The organism is Sphingomonas sp. TREG-RG-20F-R18-01, from assembly GCF_022662475.1.
Lineage (GTDB): Bacteria > Pseudomonadota > Alphaproteobacteria > Sphingomonadales > Sphingomonadaceae > Sphingomonas.
Genome location: NZ_JAKNQQ010000005.1, coordinates 86,667 through 110,331, shown reverse-complemented (window position 1 = coordinate 110,331; position 23,665 = coordinate 86,667). Strand labels below are relative to the sequence as shown.

Here is a 23,665-nt window from a genome sequence, read left to right as displayed (position 1 = left end):
TTGACGGCCCGCGATGGCCGCACGCTGGTCGATGCGATCGCGCGGCTGCGCGGCGGCAGATTGCGGTGCGGGGATGCCGTGCGCTGACTGCGCGCAATGGCGATGCTTCGAGGGGGCACGTGAAAAACCCGGCCCGAGCGGGATGCTCGGGCCGGGTCCGTCAGGATCACCGTCTGATCTGGAAGATCAGAACTTTGCCGAAAGCTCCAGGCCCCACGTGCGCGGCGGGTTGAAGTTGGCATAGTCGCCAAGGATGCCGCCGTAGTTGGTCGAGACCAGCTGGCCGTTGGCACCGATGTTCTGGACCGGCGTCGAGTTCGCTGCCGAGCGACGGTAGATGTACGTCGTGTCGAGCAGGTTGCGAGCCCAGACCGAGACGGTGACCTTGTTATGGTCATTCACCGAGATGTCGGCGAGCGCGAGGCGGCCGTTCATTACGAAGCTCGCATCGGTCTTGGTCGGCTCGAGCTGGAAGCTGTACTGGCTGCTCGCATAGTTGCCGTCGAGATGCAGGCGGACGCTTGCATCGGCGATGTGGATCGGGGTGACATAGTCGATCGCGCCCGATGCCGCATTGTTAGGCGTGTAGACGATGTACAGCTGCTGCAGGCCACCACCCAGCGGGCTGATCGCCGACGGCGCCTTCCAGTAGGTGTAGGCATAGGAACCGGTCAGCGTCAGTTCCGGGAACGGCTTCACCGTCAGATCGGCTTCGATACCGCGGATCTTGCTGTTGCCGGCATTGACGGTCTGCTCGATGTGGCTGCCGTTGGTGACGCTCGAACCATTCGTATCGAAATAGTCGAAGTCGAACTGCGTGTTCTTGCGGTCCATGATGTAGCCGGCGAGGTTCAGGCGCGCGCGGTGCTGGAGGAAGTCCATCTTCGCGCCGATTTCGTAGGACTTGACCGCTTCAGGACCGAAGGCGTTGAACTGGAGCGAACGATCGTTCGCACCACCGGCACGGAAGCCCGTTGCATACTTTGCGTAGAGGTGGACGTCCGGGGTCGCATCGAACGCGATGTTGATCATCGGATCGAACCGGCTGATGTTGTTCTTGAACGTGAACGGCGTCGCGGTGCTGTTGGCGACCGTGGTGACCGGGTTCAGATCGGTCCGGTTGTTGACGACATAGAGCAGGCCGTGACGATCATCCTTCGTCCAGCGACCGCCGGCCGTGATGTGCACCACGTTGCCAAGCGCTTCCGGGGTGAAGGTCAGGTTGCCGAATACCGAATAGTTGTGGTCCGTCGCCGCGCTGGCGCGGGTGATGAACTGGCAGCTGTTCCGGAATTGCGGAGCGGTCGCCGCCAGCCCGTTGTTGCACGACGGATCATACTGCTGATAGCCCGAGTTCGCGCCGCTGATCGCGGTCGAATTGCCCGGGATCGGCGAACGCACGGTGTAGGCGGTGCCATCGCCGTTCCACTGGTTGCTCAGCGGCGTCGCGGCATATTCGGACGCCTGCTCGGTGTAGTAATAGCCGCCGACGACATAATCGAACTGCGGGATGCTGCCGACCGCCTGGACTTCCTGGCTGAACTGATGCTGGCGCAGGAACGACAGGCTGTAGCGGCTGAACGTACCGGTCGTGTTGATCGCGGTCGGGTTGGCGGTGTTGGGCACGAACGGCGCGAAGGTGCTGCGCTCCGGTCCGCCGGAGTTGTCCCACTGATCGGTGCTGACGCTGCGCCATGCGGTGATCGAGCGCAGCTCGATCCAGGGGGCGAGCTTGTACTTCAGGTTGGCCGAGAAACCGTGCGTGATGTCGACGCTGGGCTGCTGCGGGACGCCGACGTCGGCGACGGTCTGGCGGTCGGGATGAACGCCGACGAGCGGTGCTTTCGGAGCGATGCAGATCGGACGTCCTGCTGCAGCCTGCACCGGGGTGATGGTGCCGCCACAGGCGACGCCGTTGAGCTGGAGCGCACCCGCCGAATTGAACGTACCGACCGGCAGGTTGCCCGGGTTGTAGTTGACCAGCTGGCTGTACTGCGGGGTGTTCTCGTCCTTCGCATAGTCATAGGCGAAGTCTGCCGTGAAGCCGTCGATCGGCTGCCAGCGCGCGGCGGCGCGGCCGCCCTTGCGGTCGTAATAGTTCCAGCCGGTCGACCCCGTGAGCGGGTCCTTCACGGTCGGATCCTGGTGCTGGTAGACGCCGTCGAACTTGAGTGAGATGTTGTAGAAGCTCGGCAGGTCGAGATGCAGGTCGGCGTTGTGGCTGCCATAGTTGCCGACGCCCGCGGTAACGCGACCGCCGAGGATGCCGGTCGGCGCCTTCGAGACGAGCGACAGCGCGCCGCCTTCGGTGTTGCGACCGAACAGCGTGCCCTGCGGGCCCTTGAGGACTTCGATGCGCTCGATGTCGAACAACGCGGCGTTGAGGCCCTGGGTCTTCCCGAGCGCGACGCCGTCGATGTAGACGCCGACGCCGCCATCACGCGCAGTCTGGTTCTGATCGTAGGGGACGATGCCGCGGATACCGATCGTCAGCGCCGACTGGCGCGCCTCGAAGGTCGCGACGCGGAGCGACGGGATCGAGCCGTCGGCGAGGTTGAACAGGCTCTGGACGTGACGATCCGTGATGCCCTGGCTGCTCAGCACGCTGATCGAGATCGGCGTCTTCTGCAGGTTGGTTTCGCGGCGAGTCGCGGTAACGACGATATCGCCCAGACCTTGCTGGTCAGACGGCGCGGTCGCCGCGTCTGCAGTCGGCGCGACGTCGCCGGCGGCCGTCGTCTGCGCGGAGTCGCCGGTCGGCGCGGTCTGTGCCACGGCGGGCGCGGCAGTGATAGCCAGCAATGCGCCGCCCATGAGCAGCTGCAGGCGGAGGCCCGATCGAACAGTCATTGTGATTTCCCCTGAACCTCGAGAATTTTCTCATTCCGGTCCAGCGGCCGCTACAACCCAATTTGGTCAGCAATGTTACAGCCAATGTCACTGAAAAAATACAGCTGCGTCATATTGGCGTCATTTTATAATGTCGGGTTGATGTTGGAACGCCAATCCAGGTATCGACGCGTGTAAGGTTAAGTAGGGCAAGGCATAGAAGGGGTTATGGCCCCACATGATGAGCAGTGTATTGTTACCTAGTCTCCAGATCTGCCTACTGTTCATTCGTTGGCGACTAATCTTAGGTTGGCAAGGGTGGCGTCAAGAGCAGACGTACTGCCCGCCTGCACAGAAAGCAGCGTCGTATGAATCCGCGTTCATGTACGAAGATACGCGCGCGTTGCCCAAGTGTCACAGTCCGCTACGCTAGGGTCGGGCAGCCCGGATACCGCTTCGCACGGCGAAGTGGTCAGGATGGGTCAGGCCGCAAGGCCGCGGTGGAATCGCGGACCAGCAGGCTGTTGCTGTGATGCGTGTGCCGTTCGCCCGCGCGACTTTCCAGATCCGCGATCAGCATGTCCGTCGCGGCGACCGCCATTTCGAAAACGGGCTGTCGCACCGTCGTGAGGCGCGGCCACGCAATGCGGGAAACCTCGGCATCGTCGAACCCCGCGATCGACAGATCCTCCGGGATCGATAGTCCGAGTTCCCGGGCGGCGAGCATGATGCCCACCGCCATCTCATCATTTTGTGCGAGGATCGCCGTCGGTCGATCGCTCCGCTCGAGCAAGCGACGGGCGGCCGCATAGCCGCCATCGAAGGTGAACAGTCCCGTCTCGATCCGGTCGAGCTGCAACTGGCAGCCGGCATCGCGGAAGGCTTGGCCGTACCCGATCAGCCGTGCATCGGTCGCGGCATGGGTTGGATCGCCTTTGACGATGCCGATGTCGCGGTGGCCGAGCGACAGCACGTGCGCCGCGACGGCCTGCGCGCCGGCGACGTCATCCAGCAGGGTCGACGACCCGAGCTCGAGCTGGCGCGACGGCGCGATTCGCGCGTACCGGATCCCCGCCGCCTCGAGCTGCGCGAGGATCAGCGGATGATCCGATGCCGGTGGCGCCAACACGACTCCGTCGAGCGCGGCGGCGCGCAGCAACCCGACGATCTCGGATGCATTGTCCTGCGCCGACTGGATCGGGATGACGATCAGGCGATAGCGTTCGCCTTGCAGGCGGTCGAGCACGCCCATCTGCAGTTCCACGACATAGCTCGCGCTAGGCTTTTCATAGACCAGCCCGATCAGGTGCGACCGACGTCGCACCAGCGACTGGGCGAAGACGTTGGGATGATAGTTGAGCGCGGCGGCGGCGGCGCGGACGCGGTCTTTGATCGCCTCGCTGACATGGGGTTCATCGTTGAAGACGCGCGACACGGTTTTCGTCGAGACGCCCGCCTGGCGGCCGACATCGACGATCGTGGTGCGTTTGATTTCACGAGACAGGAAACGGTCCTCCAAGGCGGCTTGCTCGATATCACAGACGCGGTCGGGGCTGACAACGGTAGCATTCCGTATCGCCTTGCTTCGCAGCGCGTCACCATCAACGCGCGGCCCGGCCGACGGTTTGCGATCCTGCATTGATGCGACACAAATCGTAATTGACAACGTAAGACAAGATGCTATCGCTACCAACAGGGTAAGCTGACCAAGACGGTCGGCAACCAGCCGTGGCTCAGGGGGGTCGCGGAACAGGAGGGGACGTCATGAAGGGTTTCTGCCCGGCGAGCATGCTCGCGCGCACCACATCAACCATCGCACTTGCAGTCGGCCTTGCTGTGCCGGGCTATGGTTTTGCGCAAACCGCGCCCGTGATCGCACCCGCACCCGCGGCCGGCGCGGAAGTCACCAATGCACAGCCGGTGTCACAGGATCCCGTGAACACGCCGCCGCCGATTTCTGACGACATCGTCGTTACCGGCATTCGCGCCTCGCTTGAACGGTCGATCGACATCAAGCGCAATTCCTCCGGGATCGTCGACGCGATCTCGTCGCAGGATATCGGCAAGTTCCCTGACACCAACCTCGCCGAATCGCTTCAGCGTATCCCGGGCGTGTCGATCAATCGCCGCAATGGCGAAGGCGCGCAGGTCACCGTTCGCGGCTTTGGTCCCGACTATAACATGGTGACGCTGAACGGTCGCCAGCTGGCAGCGTCCGACCAGACCTCGGTCGGCGGCGAGAACGACTTCACGCGCAGCACCGGTCGATCGTTCGACTTCTCCAACCTTGCATCCGAAGGCGTGAAGACGCTCGAGGTCTACAAGACCGGCCGCGCCGCGATCCCCTCGGGCGGCATCGGCGCTTCGATCAACGTCGTGACCCGCCGCCCGCTCGATGCCCGCGAGAGCGGTTTCAACGGGTCGTTTGGGGTGAAGGCGGATTACGACACGAGCGCGGATGCCTGCATTAGCTGCGGCAGCCACGTCACGCCGCAGGCCTCGGGCTTGCTGAGCTGGTCGAATTCGGACCACACGTTCGGTGCGTCGTTGTTCGGCAGCTATCAGAAGCGCAATTTCTCCGCCGTGAGCGCGTCGGTCAACGGCTGGAACATCAGCACGCTGGCGGCCCTGCTCGATCCCAGTGGCAGCCACGTCAACGCCGCCACCAAGATCAACAACGCGCCGTCCGACCCCAACACCCTGGTCGCCCGCCCCGACGACGCGCGCTACCACTTTGCCGAAGACACCAATGAGCGGATGAACTTCCAGGGTTCGTTGCAATTCAAGCCGACCGATCGGCTGTTGCTGACAGCCGATGGACTGTTTGCCCAGAACCGGGCTTCCGAACGGCGTTCGGACGAGGCGAACTGGTTCGCCGGCTTGTTCGACGAGATCACCTTCGACAAGGGTCATGAAGTCAGCACCGCAACCTACCTGCACGAGACGAACAACGGCGCGCAGAAGGATTCGGGCGCAGAACAGCAATATCGCGCGCAGAAGAACCAGCTGCAGGACTTCGGGCTGAACGCCCGGTGGGAGCTGACCGACAATTTCACCGTCACCGCCGATGGCCATGTCGGCTTGTCGAAGAGCACGCCGGATAACCCCAACGGGATGAGCTCGACGCTGATTTCGCTGTCGATCCCGCTGCTGGCGCAGCATTCGTGGGATTATTCGAACAACGGCTTCCCGGTCCAGACCGTCCAGTTCAGCGATCCGGCGACGCCGGCTCCCGGTAACGCGATCATCAAGGGCAACGGGAACGGCAAGCTCGACGTCGGCGATCTCGGCAGCCAGGTCGGTCGGCAGATCTCGACCAGCCTGCGGCAGACGATCAAGGAAGGCCGGATCGACGCCGGCTGGGATCTGGGCGGGGGGAGCCGTTTCGACTTTGGCGGCGACTATCGCAAGACCGACACGCTCTCGACCCAGACGACCTATTACCAGACGCTGGGCGACTGGGGTAACAACTTCCCGGGCGACGTCCAGAAGATCGCACCGGGGCAAGTCTCGCAATTCTGCCTCGTCTGCAAGTTCACCCATTTCGATCCAAAAGCGAGCGGCGACGGCCTGGTCGCCTTCCGTACCGAAGACGCGACCGCGCTCTACAACGCGCTCAGCGGGGCATACGCCAATACGCCTGGCCATGCGAACGGCGTGAACGGCTATGGCAACGACCGGGTCCAGGAAGACATTTGGGCGGTGTACGGCCAGGTGACCTGGAAGGGGCAGCTCGCTGGGCATGACGCGGCGCTGGTCGCCGGTGCGCGCTACGAGCAGACGAAGGTCAAGGCGAGCGGCGTGCTCTATGCACCCGCCGATATCCGGTGGCAGTCCGACAACGACTTCACGCAGGACCTGATCTTCGACAGCAAATACCTGCAGAACACGTCGGGTCGGGGGAAGTACAACAATCTTCTGCCGTCGATGGATTTTCAGTTCAACATCAAGCAAAATCTGATCGGTCGCTTCTCGGCAAGCCGTACGATCGCACGGCCGACCTACAACAACCTGTTCACGTCGGCGAGCGTGGGGAATCCGAACGACGCGACCGCCGTTGGTGGTCAGACGGGCGGGAACTCCGGCAATCCAAACCTGAAGCCGCTGGTCTCCGACAACTTCGACGTGGCGCTGGAGTGGTATTTCAAGCCCGGCAGCTATCTGTCGGTCGGTTTCTTCGACAAGCGCGTCCACAACTTCATCGGCACCTCGGTCGTCCCGCAATCTCTTTATGGTCTGCGTGATCCGTCCTCGGGCGTGTCGGGCCGATCGGGCACCGCAAAGGCGCAGCTGCAGACGATCGGGGCGGACGTCACCGACGTCAACCTGTTCACCTACACCGCGTTGCTAGTCCAGAACAACGGCAACACCGCTGCCGCGACCAATACCTTCCTTGCGAACTACAACACGGTCAATCGCTCGCTGACGCAATCCTTCGTCGACTCGACGCTGAATGCGGTCGACATCATTGCCGATGCCAACGACCCACTGTTCACGTTCAACGTCAGTACGCCAATCAACAACAAGGATGCCGAAATCTACGGCATCGAGTTGGCGGGCCAGTACTTCTTCGGGCAGACGGGAATCGGGGTCGCGGCGCAATACACCCATGTGAAGGGGGACGTCGGCATCAATGTTGCCGCGCCGATCAACCAGGATCAGTTCGCGCTCCTCGGCCTGTCCGACACCGCGAACGCCACGCTGATCTACGACAAATACGGCATCTCTGCCCGCTTGTCGTACAACTGGCGTGACAAGTTCCTGTCCGGGGTCAATGCCGACAGCTATCACAGCCCCCGCTTCACGGCGGCGCATAGCCAGGTCGATTTCAACGTCAGCTACGATGTCACCCCGCACATCGCCGTGTCGATCGAAGGGATCAACATCTTCGAAGATGGTCTGAAGATCTACGGGCGTTCGCCGAACGAGATCTTCTTCATGCAGGAAGGCTCGGCGCGCTACCTGGCAGGGGCGCGGTTCAAGTTCTGACGGAGCGCATCGGCGATCGAAGCGGGAAGGGCGGCGGTTGAGCTCACCTTCCCGCTTCGTCTCGTCGATCAGTCGGTGAAGCTACAGCCATGCCCGCGCACGCCATCGATCGACGACGTTTCTTGACAACGTTGTCAATGGTTGCGAACGTGCCAACGGGTTGTACGGGAAATGAATTATGGATCGGCGGGATTTCATCAAAGCCAGCATGCTGGGGGCCGCCGTCGCCGGAAGCTCGGGCCGTGCGCTTGCCACTATGACTCCGAAGGCGCCGGCCGGGTCGCTGTCCTTTCCCGATGATTTCCTGTGGGGCTGTGCCACCGCATCCTATCAGATCGAAGGCGCGGTGGCCGAGGACGGGCGCGGCCGGACCAATTGGGATGTCTTCGCGCATACCCAGGGTCGGGTCGCCAATGGCGATACCGGCGACGTGGCGTGCGACAGCTACCACCGCTACCCCGAGGATATCGCGCTGCTGAAAGGCCTTGGCGTGAAGGCGTATCGCCTTTCGCTGGCCTGGTCGCGGATTTTCCCGGAGGGGCGCGGGACGCCGAACCAGAAGGGCGTCGATTACTATAACAAGCTGATCGATGCGCTGCTCGCCGCCGGAATTACGCCCTACGTCACGCTGTTCCATTGGGATCTGCCGGAAGCGTTGCCGGGCGGCTGGCAATCGCGGGATACGGCGTCCGCCTTTGCCGACTATGCCGGCTACATGGCAGGCAAACTGTCCGATCGCGTTCACCATTTCATGACCGTCAACGAGCTGCGGTGCTTCACCGATATCGGGCATATCGAGGGGCGGCACGCGCCCGGCCTGCGCCTGCCGCCGGCGGCCGGCAATCAGGTGCGTCACCACGGCGTGCTCGCCCACGGGCTTGGCGTCCAGGCGATCCGCGCGCATGCGCGCCCGGGAACGCAGGTCGGCCTGGCGGACAATTCCAATTTCTACGTGCCCGTGATCGAGACGCCCGAGCATATCGCGGCCGCAAAGACCGCGGTGCGCGAGGAAAATGCGATGTTCCTGACCGCGATCATGGAGGGGCGCTACACCGATGGCTATCTCGCCCGCGAAGGGGCGAATGCACCGCGCGTCGCGGCCGGGGACATGGCGGCGATCGGCAGCCCGCTCGATTTCGTCGCGCTCAACATCTACGCCCCCAATTACGTCCGGGCGGATGCGGGGCCGAGCGGCTACAAGATCCTGCCGCATCTCCCGTCATCGCCGCGCATGGCCTCGCCCTGGCTCTACGTCGGCCCCGAGGTCGCCTATTGGGGGGTGCGGACGGTCAGCGAATTGTGGAAGCCAAAGGCGATCTACATCTCCGAAAACGGGACCTCGGCGGATGATCCGGTGGTCGACGGCCGGATCGACGATAGCGACCGGATCATGTATTTGCGCAACTATCTCGCCGAGTTCCACCGGGCGACGGCAGAGGGCTATCCGCTCAAGGGCTATTTCCTGTGGAGCCTGATGGACAATTTCGAATGGGCGGATGGCTATACCAAGCGGTTCGGGATCCACCACGTCGACTTCGCTACGCAGGTGCGCACGCCCAAGCTGAGCGCTGCCTGGTATCGCGAACTGGTCCGGCGCAACACGCTGGTGTGAACGACTGGGGCAATGGTCGCGACGAGGGGCGTCGCGACCAGGGGGTCAGCGCTTCTTGACGAATTCGGCGCGGAGCACGAGGCCCTTGATCCCGTCGAACCGGCAGTCGATCTCCTGGGCGTCGCCCGTCAGGCGGATCGCCTTGATCAGCGTGCCGCGCTTGAGCGTCTGGCCAGCACCCTTGACGGTCAGGTCCTTGATCAGCGTAACCTGGTCGCCGTCGGCAAGGACGTTGCCGACCGCGTCGCGAACGACCACGGCGTCGCCAGCGGGGTCGCCCTTGGCGGCGGCATCGACCGCACTGATCCATTCGCCCGAGGCTTCGTCATAGACGAAGGCGTCGCCCTCGCCGCGGTCGTCGTCCACCATGCTCATCCCTTGATGTTGACCATCGCGACGGGCTGACCCTTGGTGGTCGGGTTGGACGCATTCGCCTTCGGCGCCTTTTCGGCCTTGGGCTTGCGTGTTTCCTTGTTCGACTTCTTCTGGCTTTTCGCCATCGGACATACCTCAGGGGCGGAAGGCCCGCAGCCTTCTAGCGCGAAGACGCCCATATGGCGGCATCAATTCGGTTCGTCGCGCCGATCCCGCAGGTTGACCGATGTTAGCATCATTTCAGGACCCGCCACGCAACCACCCCGTGGTCCGCCCGTTTGACGAACAAGCCGGACGTGCCACCCCTCGCGTCCGGCTACCCCCCCATCAATCGGCGCCAGGTCCGGCACTGTTTTCGAGGAGACACGACATGGGCTTGTTCACCAAGGATATCGTTACCTTCGAGGATCTTTTCCTGCATCAGCTGCAGGACGTCTATTATGCCGAGAACCAGATCACCAAGGCGCTGCCGAAGATGATCGACAAGGCGACGGACGCCGGTCTCAAGAGCGGTTTCCAAACGCATCTGCTCGAGACCGAAGGTCAGATTCGCCGCCTCGAACAGGTTTTCGACCTGCTCGGCGAACAGCCGAAGGGCGCGACCTGCCCCGCGATCGAGGGGATCATCAAGGAAGCCAACGAGGTCGCTGGCGAAATCGCCGACAAGGCCGTGCTCGACGCGGCCCTGATCGCCTCTGCGCAGGCGGTCGAGCATTATGAGATTACGCGCTACGGTACGCTGATCGCCTGGTCGAAGCAGCTCGGTCGCGACCAGATCGCGGCGATCCTCCAGGAAACGCTCGACGAGGAATATGCGACCGACGACAAGCTGACGAAGATGGCGACCAGCAAGACCAACCCGAAGGCCGAGGCGGCGACCGCCTGACCCAACGGTTTGACTAGAACGCCCCCGGCACCTCGCGTTGCGTCGTGTCGGGGCGTTCGGGCGTTAGCAATTCTCGCGTGGTCGCGCTTGCCCGCAACGCCAGGGTGCCTTGCGTGCCAGCGGCAATGGCCGGGCAACTCTTTCCGGCAAGATAGTTGAGCGCCGCGCGGGTCGATGCCTCTTGTGAGTCCCCGAGCGGATGAGTGAGATCGTCGCTGGCCTGGCAACTCGCCTCGACGATGTTCGCCAGCCCGTCATAATATGCGCCTTGCCGGGCTGCGTTCTGAAGAGCGAAGGCGATGACGCGGAGCCGATCGTCGCATTGCGCGCGATCCAGCGCGATCTGTCCGACCGGCTTTCCGTAGGTATTGGTGCCGATCAGTGCAGCGTTGGCATGAAAGTACGGAATGGCCTGCGCGATCACGAGTTCGCTGGCCGATGCGGTCCCGCCGGTCCCGATGAACGCGATCCGGGTGGGGGCGATCGATTGTGGCTGGGGGGCAAAGAAGGCGGTGACATTGCTGGCGGACTTTTCCGGCCGGAAGGTCGTATAGTCGATCACGTCGCTACCGGAGCGAGCGCCGCCGAGCAGGTTCGCCATCAGCTCCGCGATCGAAACCAGGCCCCCGCCATTGTAGCGCACGTCCACGATGACATTGCTGATCCCGGCCGTCTTGAACCGTGCAAAGGCGGCACGCAGGGCGGGGTCGGCGGTCGAAATGAAGCTCCGCAGGTTGATGTAGCCGATCTGTTGGCCGCCATCGGTAATGATCTGCGCGCCGTAGCGGCTGGACACCGGTGTGAGCGCATAATCGGTCTTGGCGAGCGTCACGTCCCGCGTGCCGCTCGAATCGGTGATTCGCAACAGGCGCGCGATGCCGGTCGTATTCGGGCCGAGCGCGGTAGTGACGCCCGCGGTGCCTTGCGCGGCGATGATCGCATCGACCGTCCGCAGGTCACCAGCGGACGTGCCGATCGCGACGATCTCCGCCCCGCGATCGATACCCGCTGCGGACGCCGCCGTGCCCTCGAAGGTTTCGGCAATGAAAACCCGCCGCGCGGTGCTGTCGTAGGAGAGGCGGAAGCCGAAACCGGCGCTCGCACCGGACGCGTAAAAGGCATCTTCCGACGCGATCGACGTCAGATAGGTGAAATAGCGGTCCTTGCGCTGAGACCGCGCGGTCGCAGTGAGCGCGTCGACATAGTCGCCGACGGTTGAATAGGGTGTCGGATCCAATGCCGCGGGCAGGGTGTCCGGGAACAGATACCATTCGCGCAATTGCGCCGCGGCCCAGTCCTGCCGGTCGCGCAGCGAACACCCCGCCGTTGTCGCTGCCGGGGTGGGCGTCGGCGTGACCGTCGCGCTTGTCGTCGACCCCCCGCCGCCGCCGCTGCAGGCGGACAGCAGCGCGGCAAGGGTCAGTGTCGTGACGGGCGTGCGGTTTCGGGCCATGTGCAACCTCTCGCCCGAGGCTAGCGTGCGGCGAAACGCTTGTCAGTGCAAAAGTCGCGGTAATCCAAGCATGTTGGCAATGCCCGCCGGATCAGGCGAGTGGCGCGACCGACACGGCCGTCGACGCGAGCACGGTGGTGAGCACGAGCGCGGCGACGAGCGAGAAAGCAACGCGCTGGAGGGCTTCGAAACGGATCGACATGACAAATCTCCCTTTGGATTGGCAATGCGGACCATCCGATCGCCGATATCCCTTCGTTTGCAGGGAGCGTGCCACTTTCATAATTCGTTGTTTTAGAGGTGTTTAGGCACTTTTCAGCCTACAGTGCCCTGGGTGGTGTGGTTCAAAGCACCAACGATCGGCGTAGAATCCTAAAGGCGACGGATCTGGTTCCGGCCATTGTCTTTTGCGGTGTACAACAGCTTGTCGGCGCGGCCGAAGACGGAGCCGAGGAACTCGCCTGGCTTGGCCTCGGTAATGCCCGCCGAGAACGTCACCGCACCCAGCGGCTCGTCCGATTCGCGCAGACGATACCGTTTGTCCGCCACCACGTCGCGCGCGCGTTCCAGCGTGGCATAGGCGTCGTCGAGCGTCGTGCCGACGAACAGGACGGTGAATTCCTCGCCACCGTAGCGCGCCACCATGTGGCCCGGGCAAGCGGTCGTCAGCGCCTCGGCAATCGCCTTCAGGACGCGGTCGCCGACGGAGTGGCCGAAGCGATCGTTGACGCGCTTGAACCGGTCGACGTCGCACACCGCCAGGCACACGGCGTCGCCCGCCTGCATGTGCTTGGCGAAGCTTTCCTCGAAGGCGCGTCGGTTGGGCAGGTCGGTCAGGGGATCGCAGCGGGCGTTGCTGCGCGCCTCTTCCAGCTTCAACCGCAGCTCCTCCGCCTCGTGCGTAGCCGCGGCGAGGCGGGTTTCGGCGGATTGCACCCGGTCCAGCATGACGCCGGTCAGGCGAACGATGTCGCCGGCACTGTCGCTCGCGCGCATCGCATTGGCACTGGCCGCGAGATCCCGGCCAAAATCCTGCGTTTCGGTCCGGATCGCGTGCATCATGTCGGTAAAGCCCTCGACGTGCATCTGCGTCTGCGCGACGAGCCCTTCGACCGCATCCGTGGCATCCGGAATGTCCGGGGTCGCACCGGTCGCGACTTGACCGCCGAGCTTCTCGATATCGCGCGCGGTCAGCCGGATGCCGCCTTCGGTCAACGCGGCCACCGATTGCGCCAACACGCCAGCGGGCTGGCTGATCACCCGATACGCAAAAGCGTAATGGAGCGGGTCCGGACTCAACCGGTGCTGCGCCAGGAACCGACCGATGCGGTCGAACACCTGGTCGGCGCGGTACTCGACCGTTGCCAGTCGTGCCTCCCTTGCCGTAGCCATCGCTCGAACTGCCCCTTGCCCTTTGCGCCGACGGATCGCGGCGCTGCCTGTCGTCGAAGGCCTAGGCCCCAAACTGCTAAAATAGAGTGACCGACGGCGTAACGATGCCGGTATTCGAGGCATTTACCGCGTTACCGCAATCCCGAAGCGCGCGTGGTTGACGATCCGGTCATAGGCGATCAGCGTTTCGCCATATCCCGCGAAAAAATCGCCGAACAGATAGATATGCGGCAGCTTCTGGCTGATCCGCGCGAGCGGATAAGACACGAAGCTTTCGGTGCTGCCCTTGCCGGTCACCGGATTCCTGCGGCCGGTCACGGCGATCTTGATCCCGTCGCGCTGGCCGATCGAGACTGCGAGGGCGCCATAGCCCCAGTACCGATCGAGATCGGGGGCCAGTCCCTGGTCGCCGAAATAGCCCCAAACCATCGGGGCAATGCCGACGGTCCAGCGGTGACCGAGCGGAATGACCTTGTTTGCCCGCAGGTAGAATCGATTCACGTCGACCGAATTGGTGACGCCGCCACCGTTCGAATCATGACGATACCCGCCGCCGATGGTCAGGCTGGGATCGATGGGGAGGTCGAGGAACACTTCGGGGGCGAACCCCTGCGCAGTGAGCGGGGCGGACGGCCGGTCCGTGGCCAGGAAGAAGGTGTGTGTGTAGGCGAAGTCCAGATGGGGTCCGTCGTCGCGGCCGAGCAGGCGAAAATCGAAGCTGGCCGATATCTTCGTTCCCGAATTGCCCGCGCCCATGACCGCATAGGTCGGCGCATAGGGGCGCAGTCGGTCGACAAACGCCCCCGACCCGCCGCGCGACGTGGCAATGACGCTTTCGCCGGTCGCGGGGACGGTGCGGGACGGCGTGGCGGCCGCAAGCGCCGTCGGCGCATGGTCCGGGTCCCGTGGCGCCGTGGCGACCGGATAGGATGTCGCCAGACGATATTGCAGCCGCGCGAACCCGCCAGGCGCGACGGTGGCGGCGGCGTCCGGCGCAGCGACCAGGCGCAACCGCGTACCGTCCTGCGCGATCGTCTCGATCTCGGCGGGACCCTGCGCGGGCTGCGCGGTCTGGCTTTCGTTGAGGACATAGACTTCGACCCCGGCGCGTGCCGCTTCGGCCGAGGCGGGAGGATCGAGCAGCGGGCGCAACTGCGCCGTGGCCGGCGCAGCAGCGAGCCCCCCGAGCAGGCTCCCCCCCAGCAGGCTCCCGGCGAGCGCAAGATCCCGTGTCCGCATCGTCGTCCCCCTTGCGGTCCCAATCCACGGATACTTTGGCAAGACTGGCGGATTCCCGCCAGCGGGATTACGCAGGCCGCATGCGTATTACCGAATCCGATCTCGCCCTTGCCGCCGCGCTCGCCGATGCCGCGGGCGCCGCGATCCGCCCATATTGGCGAAACGAGCAGGGGCTCGAAATGAAAGGCGACGCCTCGCCCGTGACGCTCGCCGACCGCGCCGCCGAGGCGGCGATGCGCGCGCTGATCGAGTGGACGTTCCCCGACGACGCGATCATCGGCGAGGAATATGGCGTGCGCGAGGGGACATCGGGCCGCGCCTGGGTGCTCGACCCGATCGACGGGACGCGCGCGTTCATCTCCGGTCGGCCGATCTTCGGGACGCTGATCGCGCTGGTGGTCGAGGGGTGGCCGATGCTCGGCGTACTCGACCAGCCGATCATCGGCGAACGCTGGGTCGGGACGACCGGCAAGCCGACGCTGTTCAATGGGAAGCCCGCCGTCACGCGGCGCTGTTCCGCGCTCAGCGAGGCGTTGCTCGCCACGACCTCGCCCGCGCTGTTCCAAGACGATCAGTTGCACGCGTTCGAACATCTCGACGCGGGGGTGCGCAGCACGGTGCTGGGCGGGGACTGCTACAATTACGGTTGTGTCGCGAGCGGATGGCTCGACGTGGTGGTCGAAGCCGAACTGAAGCTGCACGACTTCGCCGCGCTGGTGCCGATCGTCGAGGGTGCGGGCGGGCGCATGTGCGACTGGGCGGGCGACCCGCTAACCGCGGACAGCGTCGGCGAAGTCGTGGCGGCGGGGGATCCGGCGCGGATCGAGGATATCCTCGAGGCGCTGGCCTGCCGCGGCGGGCATTGAGAGACGGTTCCCGTCACCCCGGCGAAGGCCGGGGCCGTGTGGTTATCCGGGCGCGGCGAGACGGCTGGGTGCGGTATCGCCGGTTTTGCCCCCTTTACGTGGCGGCCGCGGCCTTCGCCGGGGTGACGATCGGTCGGCGTCACGCGCGCGTCAGAAAATCCCCAGAAACTTCTTCCGCGGCGCCTTGCCCGACTTGTCCTTCTCCGCCGTCGCCGTGGTGCCATGCCCGACGTCGTCGCGCGGCTGGCCCTTGGTCGTGCGCTGCGCGCTGGCGGGAGCAGCGGCAAGGATCGGGCCGCATTGCGCGGCCTTCGCATCGCCCACATCGACGAATGCCAGCAGCCCCGCCACCGGCGTCGCCACCAGGCTGAGCCCCGCCGCAGCGCCCGCACGTTCCAGCAACTGCGGCGTTACGACGTTGATCCCGGGCTTGGCGAACGACCCCACCAGACCCACGGGTGATTGGGCCGAGAACAGGCTGATCCGCTTGCCATCCGCCCGGAACACCAGGTCGAGATGCTCGTCACGGAAGCTGAAGCCGCCACGGCCGGCGATCACGTTCTTTTCGGTGTCGATCAGGATCGGATCCGCCGCCGCCACCCCGCCGCGCACGCTGAACCCGATCAGCCCGCAATTGATCTTGACCGGCTCCTTGAGCTTCCCCTGGAACAGCTTTTGCGCGAAGGTGCCGATATCGAGCTCGGACAGCTGGACGTTGCGGGCCGAGAAGGTGCCGCCGGGCATCACGAAGGCAATCCGCCCGTGCGAACTCGCCAGTGAATCGTGGAGCGTGTCGCCGTCGCCAGTGAGTGCGATGCGGCCTTTCACCACGCCCGTCGTCCCCGATTCGATCACGCCATAGCCTGCCAGCAGCCGGCCCATCGGGGTCGGCGACAAACGAATGTCATATGTATCGTGCGCCGGACGACGACGGGCATCGAAGGTGATGTCAGCGGCGACATTGCCGCGCGCCATCACGAACGTCAGCGGCGACAGCTTGAGCAGGCTGTCCTTCAGCGAGAGCGTCAGGTCGATGTTGGAGACGGGGACATTCTTCGAGCGCACGACCCCGATCTTGTAATGGAGATCGGCGTTGAAATTCTTGAACGTCTCGACCGGGATGGCAGCGTTGGGGAGGATGCGCTCGGGTGCCGCCCCGGTGCTGGCGGCGGCGGCGACGGCGCCCTGGGTCGCGACGATGTCCGGATTGTAGCCGATGAACGGCGCCGCATCGATGATGTCGAGCTTGCGCGTCGTCAGCGTCGCGCCGATGTGGAGGCGCGGCTCGATATTCTCCACCGTGAACGCGCCCGCCAGATCGCTGTCGCCGAACCGGCCGGTCAGCTTGGTGAAGGCATAGGTCGTACCGCTCTGCGTCAGGATCGCGTTGACGTGGTAGGTGCGGCTGCGCGGGACGGCCACGCCGATGATGTCGAGCAGCTCGGCGAGGTTGCGCCCGCGTGATGAGACGGTCAGCGGGACATTCTCGATATCGGCGAGGCTCGGCAGCGTCCCCGCAACCGTAATGTGGTTGTGCGCGGCGTCGGCGGTCATCGTTAGCTTGTTCTGGCCGCGCGCGACCGTGGCGTCTGGCGACAGCAGCGCGCCCGCCAGCGTGAACGGCGTGTTGCGGACTTGGCCGGACCCGGTGAAGCGGACCGACTTGCCGATCTGCGCATTGGTCGAGGTGATCGTCTGGAACGCGAGATCGGTGCGCAGCCGCATCCGCGGATCGATATAGCGAAGCGTCGTGCCAGCCACGGTCGCAACGTCGATCCGGGGGAAGGCGAGCGGCTTGCCGCCCTTCTTTTCGCTGAACGTCCAGCTGTTGTGCGTATGCGCGGCATTCCATTCGAGGTCGACCGCGCTGTCCGTCAGGTCGAGCGTGTAGAAATGGCGTTTCCCGAACAGCAGCGACAGCGGTGCGATTCGCGAATCGAGCCGCTTGGCCTCGAACAGGTTCGGCCTGGAGGTGTAGGCAGGGTTGGAGATCGTCATCCCGTCGGCGCGGAAATGGATCGTGATCGGGTCGAAATAGAGCTGGAAGTCGCCCGCCACCTTCACCTGCCGCGACGTCGCCGAAGAGACGATTCGCTCGAACGGACCCTTCAGGAACCGACCCTTGGTAATGTAGAGCACCAGCCACGCCAGAAACAGCGCGACGACGAGGCCGATCAGCGTGTTGCGGACGATCCGCCACCATCGCCGTCGGCGCGGCGGGGACGCTGCTGGTGCCGGGGTCGCTTGAGCGGGCGGATAAGGGGCGGCGTCCATCGCTGCCAAACCGTTCGCCTAGCGTAATCGTTCCTCCGCGCATCCGAGGTTGCGTTTTCACAAGGGTGCGGGTATGCGCCCGCTTTCCTGCGAGTAAGAGGAACTGCCCGGCCGGTATGGGCTGCCGTGGCCGTTCATAGATCGTCGCAAAACTGAAAGGACGAAAATGCCCAAACTCAAGACGAAGAGCGGCGTCAAGAAGCGCTTCAAGCTCACCGCATCCGGCCTGTTGAAGCATGGCGTCGCTGGCAAGCGTCACCGTCTGATGAGCCACAACGCCAAGTACATCCGCCAGAACCGCCGCACCAAGGTGCTGTCCAAGGCAGATACCGCCGCCGTCAAGGCGTGGGCGCCCTACGGTCTCGGCTGAGCGGAAGGAATTAGAGAATGGCACGCGTAAAACGGGGTGTAACCACCCACGCAAAGCACAAGCGGATCCTCAATCTGGCGAAGGGCTATTATGGCCGTCGCAAGAACACGATTCGTATCGCCCGTCAGGCCGTCGAGAAGGCCGGCCAGTATGCGTATCGCGACCGCAAGGTTAAGAAGCGCAACTTCCGGGCTCTGTGGATCCAGCGTATCAACGCAGCGGTCCGCGTCGAGGGTCTGACCTACGGCGTCTTCATGCATGGCCTGAAGCTCGCTGGCGTCGAACTTGACCGCAAGGTCCTTGCGGATCTCGCGATGCACGAGGGTGCCGCATTCAGCGCCATCATCGCGCAGGCGAAGGCGGCTCTGCCCCAGGCCGCCTGAGGGCGACCTGTTTGCGAGACGACAGGATTGGGGGCGTCGGTGGCAACACCGGCGCCCTTTTTCTGTTTTGGGGTGTCCCTCCGGCGGCCATCCTCGCGGCCCAAAAGCTGCCGTCATGCTGAACTTGTTTCAGCATCCACCGCGCAACGGGCATAGTCCGGACTCACGGAGGGGTGGATCCTGAAACAAGTTCAGGATGACGGGCGGTTTTGGAGAACAGCTGTAGATCGGCGTTACCTTGAGTCCTCTCGGCCGGCTGCATCAGCACCGCAGGGTTGATCAAGGGCTTCACCTCCCGCTACGGCGGCACCCATGATGGCTTCCCGCCTGCGTGGGAATGACGGAGATGAACGTGGCTGACCTTGCCGAGATTGAATCGCAGTTGCCGTCGATCGGCCAGGCCGAGGCGGCGGAGCTCGAGACGCTGCGTGTCGCGCTGCTCGGCAAGCAGGGGAGCGTCACCGCGCTGCTCAAGACGCTCGGCAAAATGTCCCCCGACGAACGGCTAGTCGAGGGCCCGCGGATTCAGGGCGTGCGCGAGGCGGTGACCACTGCGATCGCCGCGCGCAAGGTAGCACTCGACCGCGCCGAACTCGACGCGCGGCTGGCGCGCGAGACGATCGACATGACGCTCCCCGCCGACGCAGCACCACAGGGGTCGGTCCATCCGGTCAGCCAGGTGCTCGACGAGATGGCGGAGATCTTCGCCGATCTGGGGTTCGCAGTCGCGACCGGGCCCGAGATCGAGGACCAGTGGCATAACTTCACCGCGCTCAACATGCCCGAGAGCCATCCCGCGCGCGCGATGCACGACACCTTCTACCTGAAGGCGGGCGAGGGCGAGGAGGCCAAGGTCCTGCGCACCCACACTTCCCCCGTGCAGATCCGCACGATGATGGGGCAGGAACCGCCGATCCGCATCATCGCGCCGGGCCGGGTCTATCGTTCGGACTGGGACGCGACGCACACGCCGATGTTCCACCAGATCGAGGGGCTGGTGATCGACAAGGGGATCACGCTCGGCCATCTCAAATGGACGCTCGAGACCTTCCTCAAGGCGTTCTTCGAGCGCGACGACATCGTGCTCCGCCTGCGCCCGAGCTATTTCCCGTTCACCGAGCCGTCGGCCGAGGTAGATGTCGGCTGGACGATGGAAAAGGGCCGTCGCGTGCTCGGCGGGTCCGAGGGCTGGATGGAGTTGCTCGGCAGCGGGATGGTGCATCCCAAGGTGATCGCCGCGTGCGGGCTCGATCCGAACGAGTGGCAGGGCTTCGCTTTCGGGGTCGGGGTCGATCGGCTCGCGATGCTCAAATACGGCATGGATGATTTGCGCCCGTTCTTCGAAGGCGATGCCCGCTGGATCAAGCATTACGGTTTCTCGGCACTCGACGTGCCCACGCTGAGCCAGGGAGTCGGCGCATGAAGGTTACGCTCGACTGGCTGAAGCAGCATATCGACACCGACGCCTCGCTCGACACGATCGTCGAGACGCTGACGCGGATCGGCCTCGAGGTCGAGGGCGTCGAGAACCCCGGCGCGACGCTCGCCGCGTTCCGCGTTGCCAAGGTGCTGAGCGCCGCGCCGCATCCGCAGGCGGACAAGCTGCAAGTGCTCTCGGTCGATGCTGGCGATGGCCCGCTGCAGGTCGTCTGCGGTGCGCCCAATGCGCGCGCGGGGCTGGTCGGCGTGTTCGGTGCGCCCGGCGCGACGGTGCCGTCGAACGGGATGGTGCTCAAGGTCGCGGCGATCCGCGGGGTCGAATCGAACGGCATGATGTGCTCGACGCGCGAGCTTGAGCTTGGCGAAGAGCATGACGGAATCATCGAGCTGCCCGCCGATGCGCCGATCGGCATGGCCTATCCGGATTATGCCGGACTCAACGACCCGGTGATCGAGGTCAACGTCCTTCCCAACCGCCCGGATTGCATGGGCGTGCGCGGGATCGCGCTCGATCTCGTCGCCGCCGGGCTCGGTACCGCGAAGCCGCTCGCCTATGCGCCGGTCGCGGGCGCGGGCGCAGGCCCCAACGTCCGGACCGACGATGCCGATGGTTGCCCAGCCTTCTACGCGCAGGGCGTCACCGGCCTCGTCAACGGCACCGCGCCCGAATGGATGCGCCGCCGCCTGACCGCGATCGGCCAGCGGTCGATCTCGACGCTGGTCGACATCACCAATTACGTGATGTTCGATCTCGGGCGACCCTTGCACGTCTATGATCGCGCCAAACTGTCGGGCGGGCTCGTCGCGCGTAAGGCGACCGCAGGCGAGCAGGTCCTCGCGCTCAACGGCAAGACCTATACGCTTGGCCAGACGATGACGGTGATCGCCGACGACGCGCATGTCCACGACATCGGCGGGATCATGGGCGGCGAAGATTCGGGCGTCACGCCCGAGACGACCGACGTCGTGATCGAATGTGCCTATTTCGACCCGGATTCGATCGCGCGCACCGGCCAGGCGCTGATGCTGACCTCGGACGCGCGGTCGCGGTTCGAGCGGGGCGTCGACCCGGCGTTCCTCGAGGAAGGGCTGGCGATTGCCACCCGGCTGGTGCTCGACCTGTGCGGTGGCAGCGCGAGCGAGCCGACCCATTCCGGCACCCCGCCGACGACGCGCAAGCGGATCGCTTATGATCCCGCGCGCGCGGAAACGCTCGGTGGTCTCGCCGTGGCGCCGGAATGCCAGCGCGAAATCCTGACCGCGCTTGGCTTCACGGTCGAGGACGACTGGACCGTCCTGCCGCCGCCTGCACGGCGCGACGTGGATGGCCCGGCCGATCTGGTCGAGGAAGTGATCCGCATCGTCGGGATCGACTCGGTCCCCGCGACCCCGCTGCCGCGCGCAGCGGGCGTGGCGAAGCCGACCGCGACGCCGGCGCAGAAGATCGAAAGCCGGGTTCGCCGGGCGGCGGCGGCGCGCGGGCTCAACGAGACGATCACCTGGAGCTTCCTGTCGGACGCGCAGGCGACCGCGATCGGCGGCGCGTCCTGGACGCTCGCCAACCCGATCAGCGAGGAGCTGAAGGTGATGCGCCCGTCGCTTCTCCCCGGGCTGCTCGCGGCGGCGGAGCGCAACATGAAGCGCGGCGCGGGCGGCGTCCGGCTGTTCGAGCTCGGGCGGCGCTATCTTGCCGATGGCGAGCGTCCGACGTTGGGCGTGGTGCTCGCGGGCGAGGCGCGTGCGCGCGGTTGGCAGGACGGCAAGGCGACGCAGTTCACCGCCTATGACGCCAAGGCCGAGGCACTCGCGCTGCTCGCGGCGGCGGGGGCTCCGGTCGACAATCTGCAGGTGATGGGGGAGGCGGGCGACGCCTGGCATCCCGGCCAGTCGGGGACGCTGCGATTGGGTCCAAAGACGGTGCTCGCGGCGTTCGGCATGGTCCACCCGCTGACGACGCGCGCGTTCGACGTGGATGGCCCGGTCGCGGCGGTCGAGCTGTATCTCGATGCGATCCCCGCCAAGCGCGCGTCGAGCTTCGCGCGCGCGGCCTATGCGCCGCCTGCGTTGCAGGCGGTGCGGCGCGACTTCGCGTTTCTCGTGCCCGACGGCGTCTCGGGCGAGGCGCTGGTGCGCGCGGCACGCGGCGCGGACAAGGCGGCGATCGTCGGCGCGCGCGTGTTCGACGTGTTCACCGGGACAGGGGTCGAGCCGGGGCACAAGAGCATCGCGGTCGAGGTGACGCTCCAGCCGGGGGACAAGAGCTTCACCGAGGCGGAGCTGAAGGCGGTCGCGGACAAGGTGGTTGCTGCGGCGGCGAAGCTGGGGGCGAGCCTGCGAGGGTGACAGCTGCCCCTCCTTTTCCGACTTCCCCGGCGGAGGCCGGGGCCCAGCAGGACGGGTTTTGGTGACGATGCGCAGCGTCCCCCGCTTCCCGCTCCCGCTTGGGCCCCGGCCTTCGCCGGGGTGGTATGCTAGTGAGAGGGTGCCAGTGGGAGTGTGCCAGCAGCAGGGTGCCAGGGGGCGGGTGCCACCCCGGCGCAGGCCGGGGCCCAAGAGGACAGGCTTTGGTAACGAAGCGCAGTGTGCGCCACTCCCCGCGCGCTCCTGGGCCCCGGCCTTCGCCAGGGAAGGGCCAGGGAAGGGCACCGCACTGACATCAATCGAAGGACGGACCGACATGCCCGACGCGCTCATCACTATCGCCACGCCGCAGCTTTCCGCCGCGATCAACCCGCTCGGCGCGGAGCTGACGCACCTCCACGATGCGGAGGGCCGCGAGCTGATGACCAACGCCGATCCGGCATTCTGGGCCGGCCATGCGCCGCTGTTATTCCCGATCGTCGGGCGGCTCAACGGCGACGTGCTCCACATCGACGGCAAAGACTATCCGATGCAGCAGCACGGCTTCGCGCGCCGCAGCCGCTTCACGCTGGTCGAGCACCGCGACGCGCAAGCGGTCTTCCTGCTCGAGGATAGCGCCGAGAGCCGCGTGATCTATCCCTTCGCGTTCGCGCTGCGCGTGACCTACACGATCACCGACGCGACGCTCGACGTCGCGGTGGTCATCGAGAATTGCGGCGGCGACGTGCTCCCGGCGAGCTTCGGCTTTCACCCCGCCTTTGCGTGGCCGTTGCCATACGGCCTGCCGCGCGCCGACCACCGCATCGTCTTCGCCGCAGACGAACCGGAGCCACTGCGCGAACTGATCGGCGGCGGGATCGCCGAGCAGCGTCGCCCGTCGCCGCTCGAAGGCAGTACGCTCGTGCTCGACGACGCCTTGTTCGACTGCGACGCGCTGATCTGGGACCAGCCCAAATCGCGCAGCGTCCGCTATGGCGCGCCGACCGGCCCACAATTGCGCGTCGATTTCCCGCTGATGCCGATGCTCGGGATCTGGACCAAGCCGGGTGCCGCGTTCGTCTGCATCGAGCCGTGGCACGGCATCGCCGATCCGCAGGGGTTTACCGGCGATATTCGCGACAAACCGGGCATCATCGCGATCGCGCCCGGCGCGACGCTCGCCTGTGGGTTGCAGGTGACGTTGGAGGGCTGAGGCG

17 protein-coding genes are annotated in these 23,665 nt (G+C 65.2%); 9 read left to right on the top strand and 8 right to left on the bottom strand.

The features are described 5' to 3' along the window. Positions 1–186: 186 nt before the first annotated feature. Positions 187–2,850 (bottom strand): TonB-dependent receptor, encoded by a 2,664-nt coding sequence (locus L8K25_RS14510; RefSeq protein WP_242139700.1) that lies wholly within the window; start codon positions 2,848–2,850, stop codon positions 187–189. A 451-nt stretch (positions 2,851–3,301) separates the two neighbouring features. After that, positions 3,302–4,348, bottom strand: a complete 1,047-nt coding sequence (locus L8K25_RS14505) for a LacI family DNA-binding transcriptional regulator (RefSeq protein WP_242139699.1) — start codon at positions 4,346–4,348, stop codon at positions 3,302–3,304. 245 nt (positions 4,349–4,593) lie between these two features. Here L8K25_RS14505 and L8K25_RS14500 point away from each other — a divergent pair, with 245 nt between their 5' ends. Then, on the top strand, positions 4,594–7,818 hold the full coding sequence (locus tag L8K25_RS14500) for a TonB-dependent receptor (RefSeq protein WP_242139698.1): 3,225 nt from the start codon (positions 4,594–4,596) through the stop codon (positions 7,816–7,818). Between the two features lie 178 nt (positions 7,819–7,996). After that, entirely contained in the window at positions 7,997–9,430 is a 1,434-nt protein-coding gene (locus L8K25_RS14495; RefSeq protein ID WP_242139697.1) for a GH1 family beta-glucosidase, read from the top strand. A 45-nt stretch (positions 9,431–9,475) separates the two neighbouring features. On the opposite strand, the gene L8K25_RS14490 is transcribed toward L8K25_RS14495, so the two are convergent. After that, positions 9,476–9,799 carry an alkylphosphonate utilization protein gene (locus L8K25_RS14490; protein ID WP_242139696.1) on the bottom strand — a complete coding sequence of 108 codons (324 nt, stop codon included), beginning with the start codon at positions 9,797–9,799 and terminating at the stop codon, positions 9,476–9,478. Between the two features lie 2 nt (positions 9,800–9,801). Continuing rightward, positions 9,802–9,930: a hypothetical protein gene (locus L8K25_RS22720; RefSeq protein ID WP_269724634.1), complete on the bottom strand. Its 129-nt coding sequence runs from the start codon at positions 9,928–9,930 to the stop codon at positions 9,802–9,804. 245 nt (positions 9,931–10,175) lie between these two features. Between L8K25_RS22720 and L8K25_RS14485 the strand changes: the two genes are divergently transcribed. Further along, entirely contained in the window at positions 10,176–10,691 is a 516-nt protein-coding gene (locus L8K25_RS14485; protein ID WP_242139695.1) for a ferritin-like domain-containing protein, read from the top strand. Positions 10,692–10,704: 13 nt separating this feature from the next. On the opposite strand, the gene L8K25_RS14480 is transcribed toward L8K25_RS14485, so the two are convergent. The 3 genes from L8K25_RS14480 to L8K25_RS14470 all read right to left on the bottom strand — a co-directional run bounded on the left by L8K25_RS14480 (position 10,705) and on the right by L8K25_RS14470 (position 14,775). Next, positions 10,705–12,144, bottom strand: a complete 1,440-nt coding sequence (locus L8K25_RS14480) for a S41 family peptidase (RefSeq protein WP_242139694.1) — start codon at positions 12,142–12,144, stop codon at positions 10,705–10,707. Positions 12,145–12,516: 372 nt separating this feature from the next. Then, positions 12,517–13,536, bottom strand: coding sequence for a sensor domain-containing diguanylate cyclase (locus L8K25_RS14475; protein WP_242139693.1), 1,020 nt, complete (start codon positions 13,534–13,536; stop codon positions 12,517–12,519). A gap of 123 nt (positions 13,537–13,659) precedes the next feature. Beyond that, positions 13,660–14,775 carry a phospholipase A gene (locus L8K25_RS14470; protein ID WP_242139692.1) on the bottom strand — a complete coding sequence of 372 codons (1,116 nt, stop codon included), beginning with the start codon at positions 14,773–14,775 and terminating at the stop codon, positions 13,660–13,662. An 80-nt stretch (positions 14,776–14,855) separates the two neighbouring features. Between L8K25_RS14470 and hisN the strand changes: the two genes are divergently transcribed. Next, positions 14,856–15,641 carry a histidinol-phosphatase gene (gene hisN / locus L8K25_RS14465; RefSeq protein ID WP_242139691.1) on the top strand — a complete coding sequence of 262 codons (786 nt, stop codon included), beginning with the start codon at positions 14,856–14,858 and terminating at the stop codon, positions 15,639–15,641. A 150-nt stretch (positions 15,642–15,791) separates the two neighbouring features. Here the strand turns inward: hisN and L8K25_RS14460 are convergent, their stop codons facing one another. Then, entirely contained in the window at positions 15,792–17,915 is a 2,124-nt protein-coding gene (locus L8K25_RS14460; RefSeq protein ID WP_242139690.1) for an AsmA family protein, read from the bottom strand. Positions 17,916–18,081: 166 nt separating this feature from the next. Between L8K25_RS14460 and rpmI the strand changes: the two genes are divergently transcribed. The 5 genes from rpmI to L8K25_RS14435 all read left to right on the top strand — a co-directional run bounded on the left by rpmI (position 18,082) and on the right by L8K25_RS14435 (position 23,661). Beyond that, a complete protein-coding gene (rpmI, locus tag L8K25_RS14455; RefSeq protein WP_131532218.1) occupies positions 18,082–18,285 on the top strand; it encodes a 50S ribosomal protein L35 in 204 nt (67 codons plus the stop codon). A gap of 17 nt (positions 18,286–18,302) precedes the next feature. After that, positions 18,303–18,668, top strand: a complete 366-nt coding sequence (rplT, locus tag L8K25_RS14450) for a 50S ribosomal protein L20 (protein WP_010161044.1) — start codon at positions 18,303–18,305, stop codon at positions 18,666–18,668. A gap of 337 nt (positions 18,669–19,005) precedes the next feature. Further along, complete coding sequence (gene pheS / locus L8K25_RS14445) at positions 19,006–20,091, top strand: phenylalanine--tRNA ligase subunit alpha (RefSeq protein ID WP_242139689.1); 1,086 nt, start codon at positions 19,006–19,008, stop codon at positions 20,089–20,091. Next, positions 20,088–22,451 carry a phenylalanine--tRNA ligase subunit beta gene (gene pheT / locus L8K25_RS14440; protein WP_242139688.1) on the top strand — a complete coding sequence of 788 codons (2,364 nt, stop codon included), beginning with the start codon at positions 20,088–20,090 and terminating at the stop codon, positions 22,449–22,451. The genes pheS and pheT overlap by 4 nt, the downstream gene beginning before the upstream one ends. Before the next feature lie 334 nt (positions 22,452–22,785). Then, a complete protein-coding gene (locus L8K25_RS14435) occupies positions 22,786–23,661 on the top strand; it encodes an aldose 1-epimerase family protein (RefSeq protein ID WP_242139687.1) in 876 nt (291 codons plus the stop codon). Positions 23,662–23,665: the final 4 nt, after the last annotated feature.

Coding starts and splice junctions, on each gene's coding strand:
- L8K25_RS14470 (WP_242139692.1), bottom strand. CDS start 14,775: ATGCGGACACGGGATCTTGCGCTCGCCGGGAGCCTGCTGGGGGGGAGC.
- L8K25_RS14490 (WP_242139696.1), bottom strand. CDS start 9,799: ATGGTGGACGACGACCGCGGCGAGGGCGACGCCTTCGTCTATGACGAA.
- L8K25_RS14510 (WP_242139700.1), bottom strand. CDS start 2,850: ATGACTGTTCGATCGGGCCTCCGCCTGCAGCTGCTCATGGGCGGCGCA.
- rplT (WP_010161044.1), top strand. CDS start 18,303: ATGGCACGCGTAAAACGGGGTGTAACCACCCACGCAAAGCACAAGCGG.
- L8K25_RS14480 (WP_242139694.1), bottom strand. CDS start 12,144: ATGGCCCGAAACCGCACGCCCGTCACGACACTGACCCTTGCCGCGCTG.
- L8K25_RS14485 (WP_242139695.1), top strand. CDS start 10,176: ATGGGCTTGTTCACCAAGGATATCGTTACCTTCGAGGATCTTTTCCTG.
- L8K25_RS14435 (WP_242139687.1), top strand. CDS start 22,786: ATGCCCGACGCGCTCATCACTATCGCCACGCCGCAGCTTTCCGCCGCG.
- L8K25_RS14460 (WP_242139690.1), bottom strand. CDS start 17,915: ATGGACGCCGCCCCTTATCCGCCCGCTCAAGCGACCCCGGCACCAGCA.
- rpmI (WP_131532218.1), top strand. CDS start 18,082: ATGCCCAAACTCAAGACGAAGAGCGGCGTCAAGAAGCGCTTCAAGCTC.
- pheS (WP_242139689.1), top strand. CDS start 19,006: ATGACGGAGATGAACGTGGCTGACCTTGCCGAGATTGAATCGCAGTTG.
- L8K25_RS14495 (WP_242139697.1), top strand. CDS start 7,997: ATGGATCGGCGGGATTTCATCAAAGCCAGCATGCTGGGGGCCGCCGTC.
- hisN (WP_242139691.1), top strand. CDS start 14,856: ATGCGTATTACCGAATCCGATCTCGCCCTTGCCGCCGCGCTCGCCGAT.
- L8K25_RS14475 (WP_242139693.1), bottom strand. CDS start 13,536: ATGGCTACGGCAAGGGAGGCACGACTGGCAACGGTCGAGTACCGCGCC.
- L8K25_RS22720 (WP_269724634.1), bottom strand. CDS start 9,930: ATGGCGAAAAGCCAGAAGAAGTCGAACAAGGAAACACGCAAGCCCAAG.
- L8K25_RS14500 (WP_242139698.1), top strand. CDS start 4,594: ATGAAGGGTTTCTGCCCGGCGAGCATGCTCGCGCGCACCACATCAACC.
- pheT (WP_242139688.1), top strand. CDS start 20,088: ATGAAGGTTACGCTCGACTGGCTGAAGCAGCATATCGACACCGACGCC.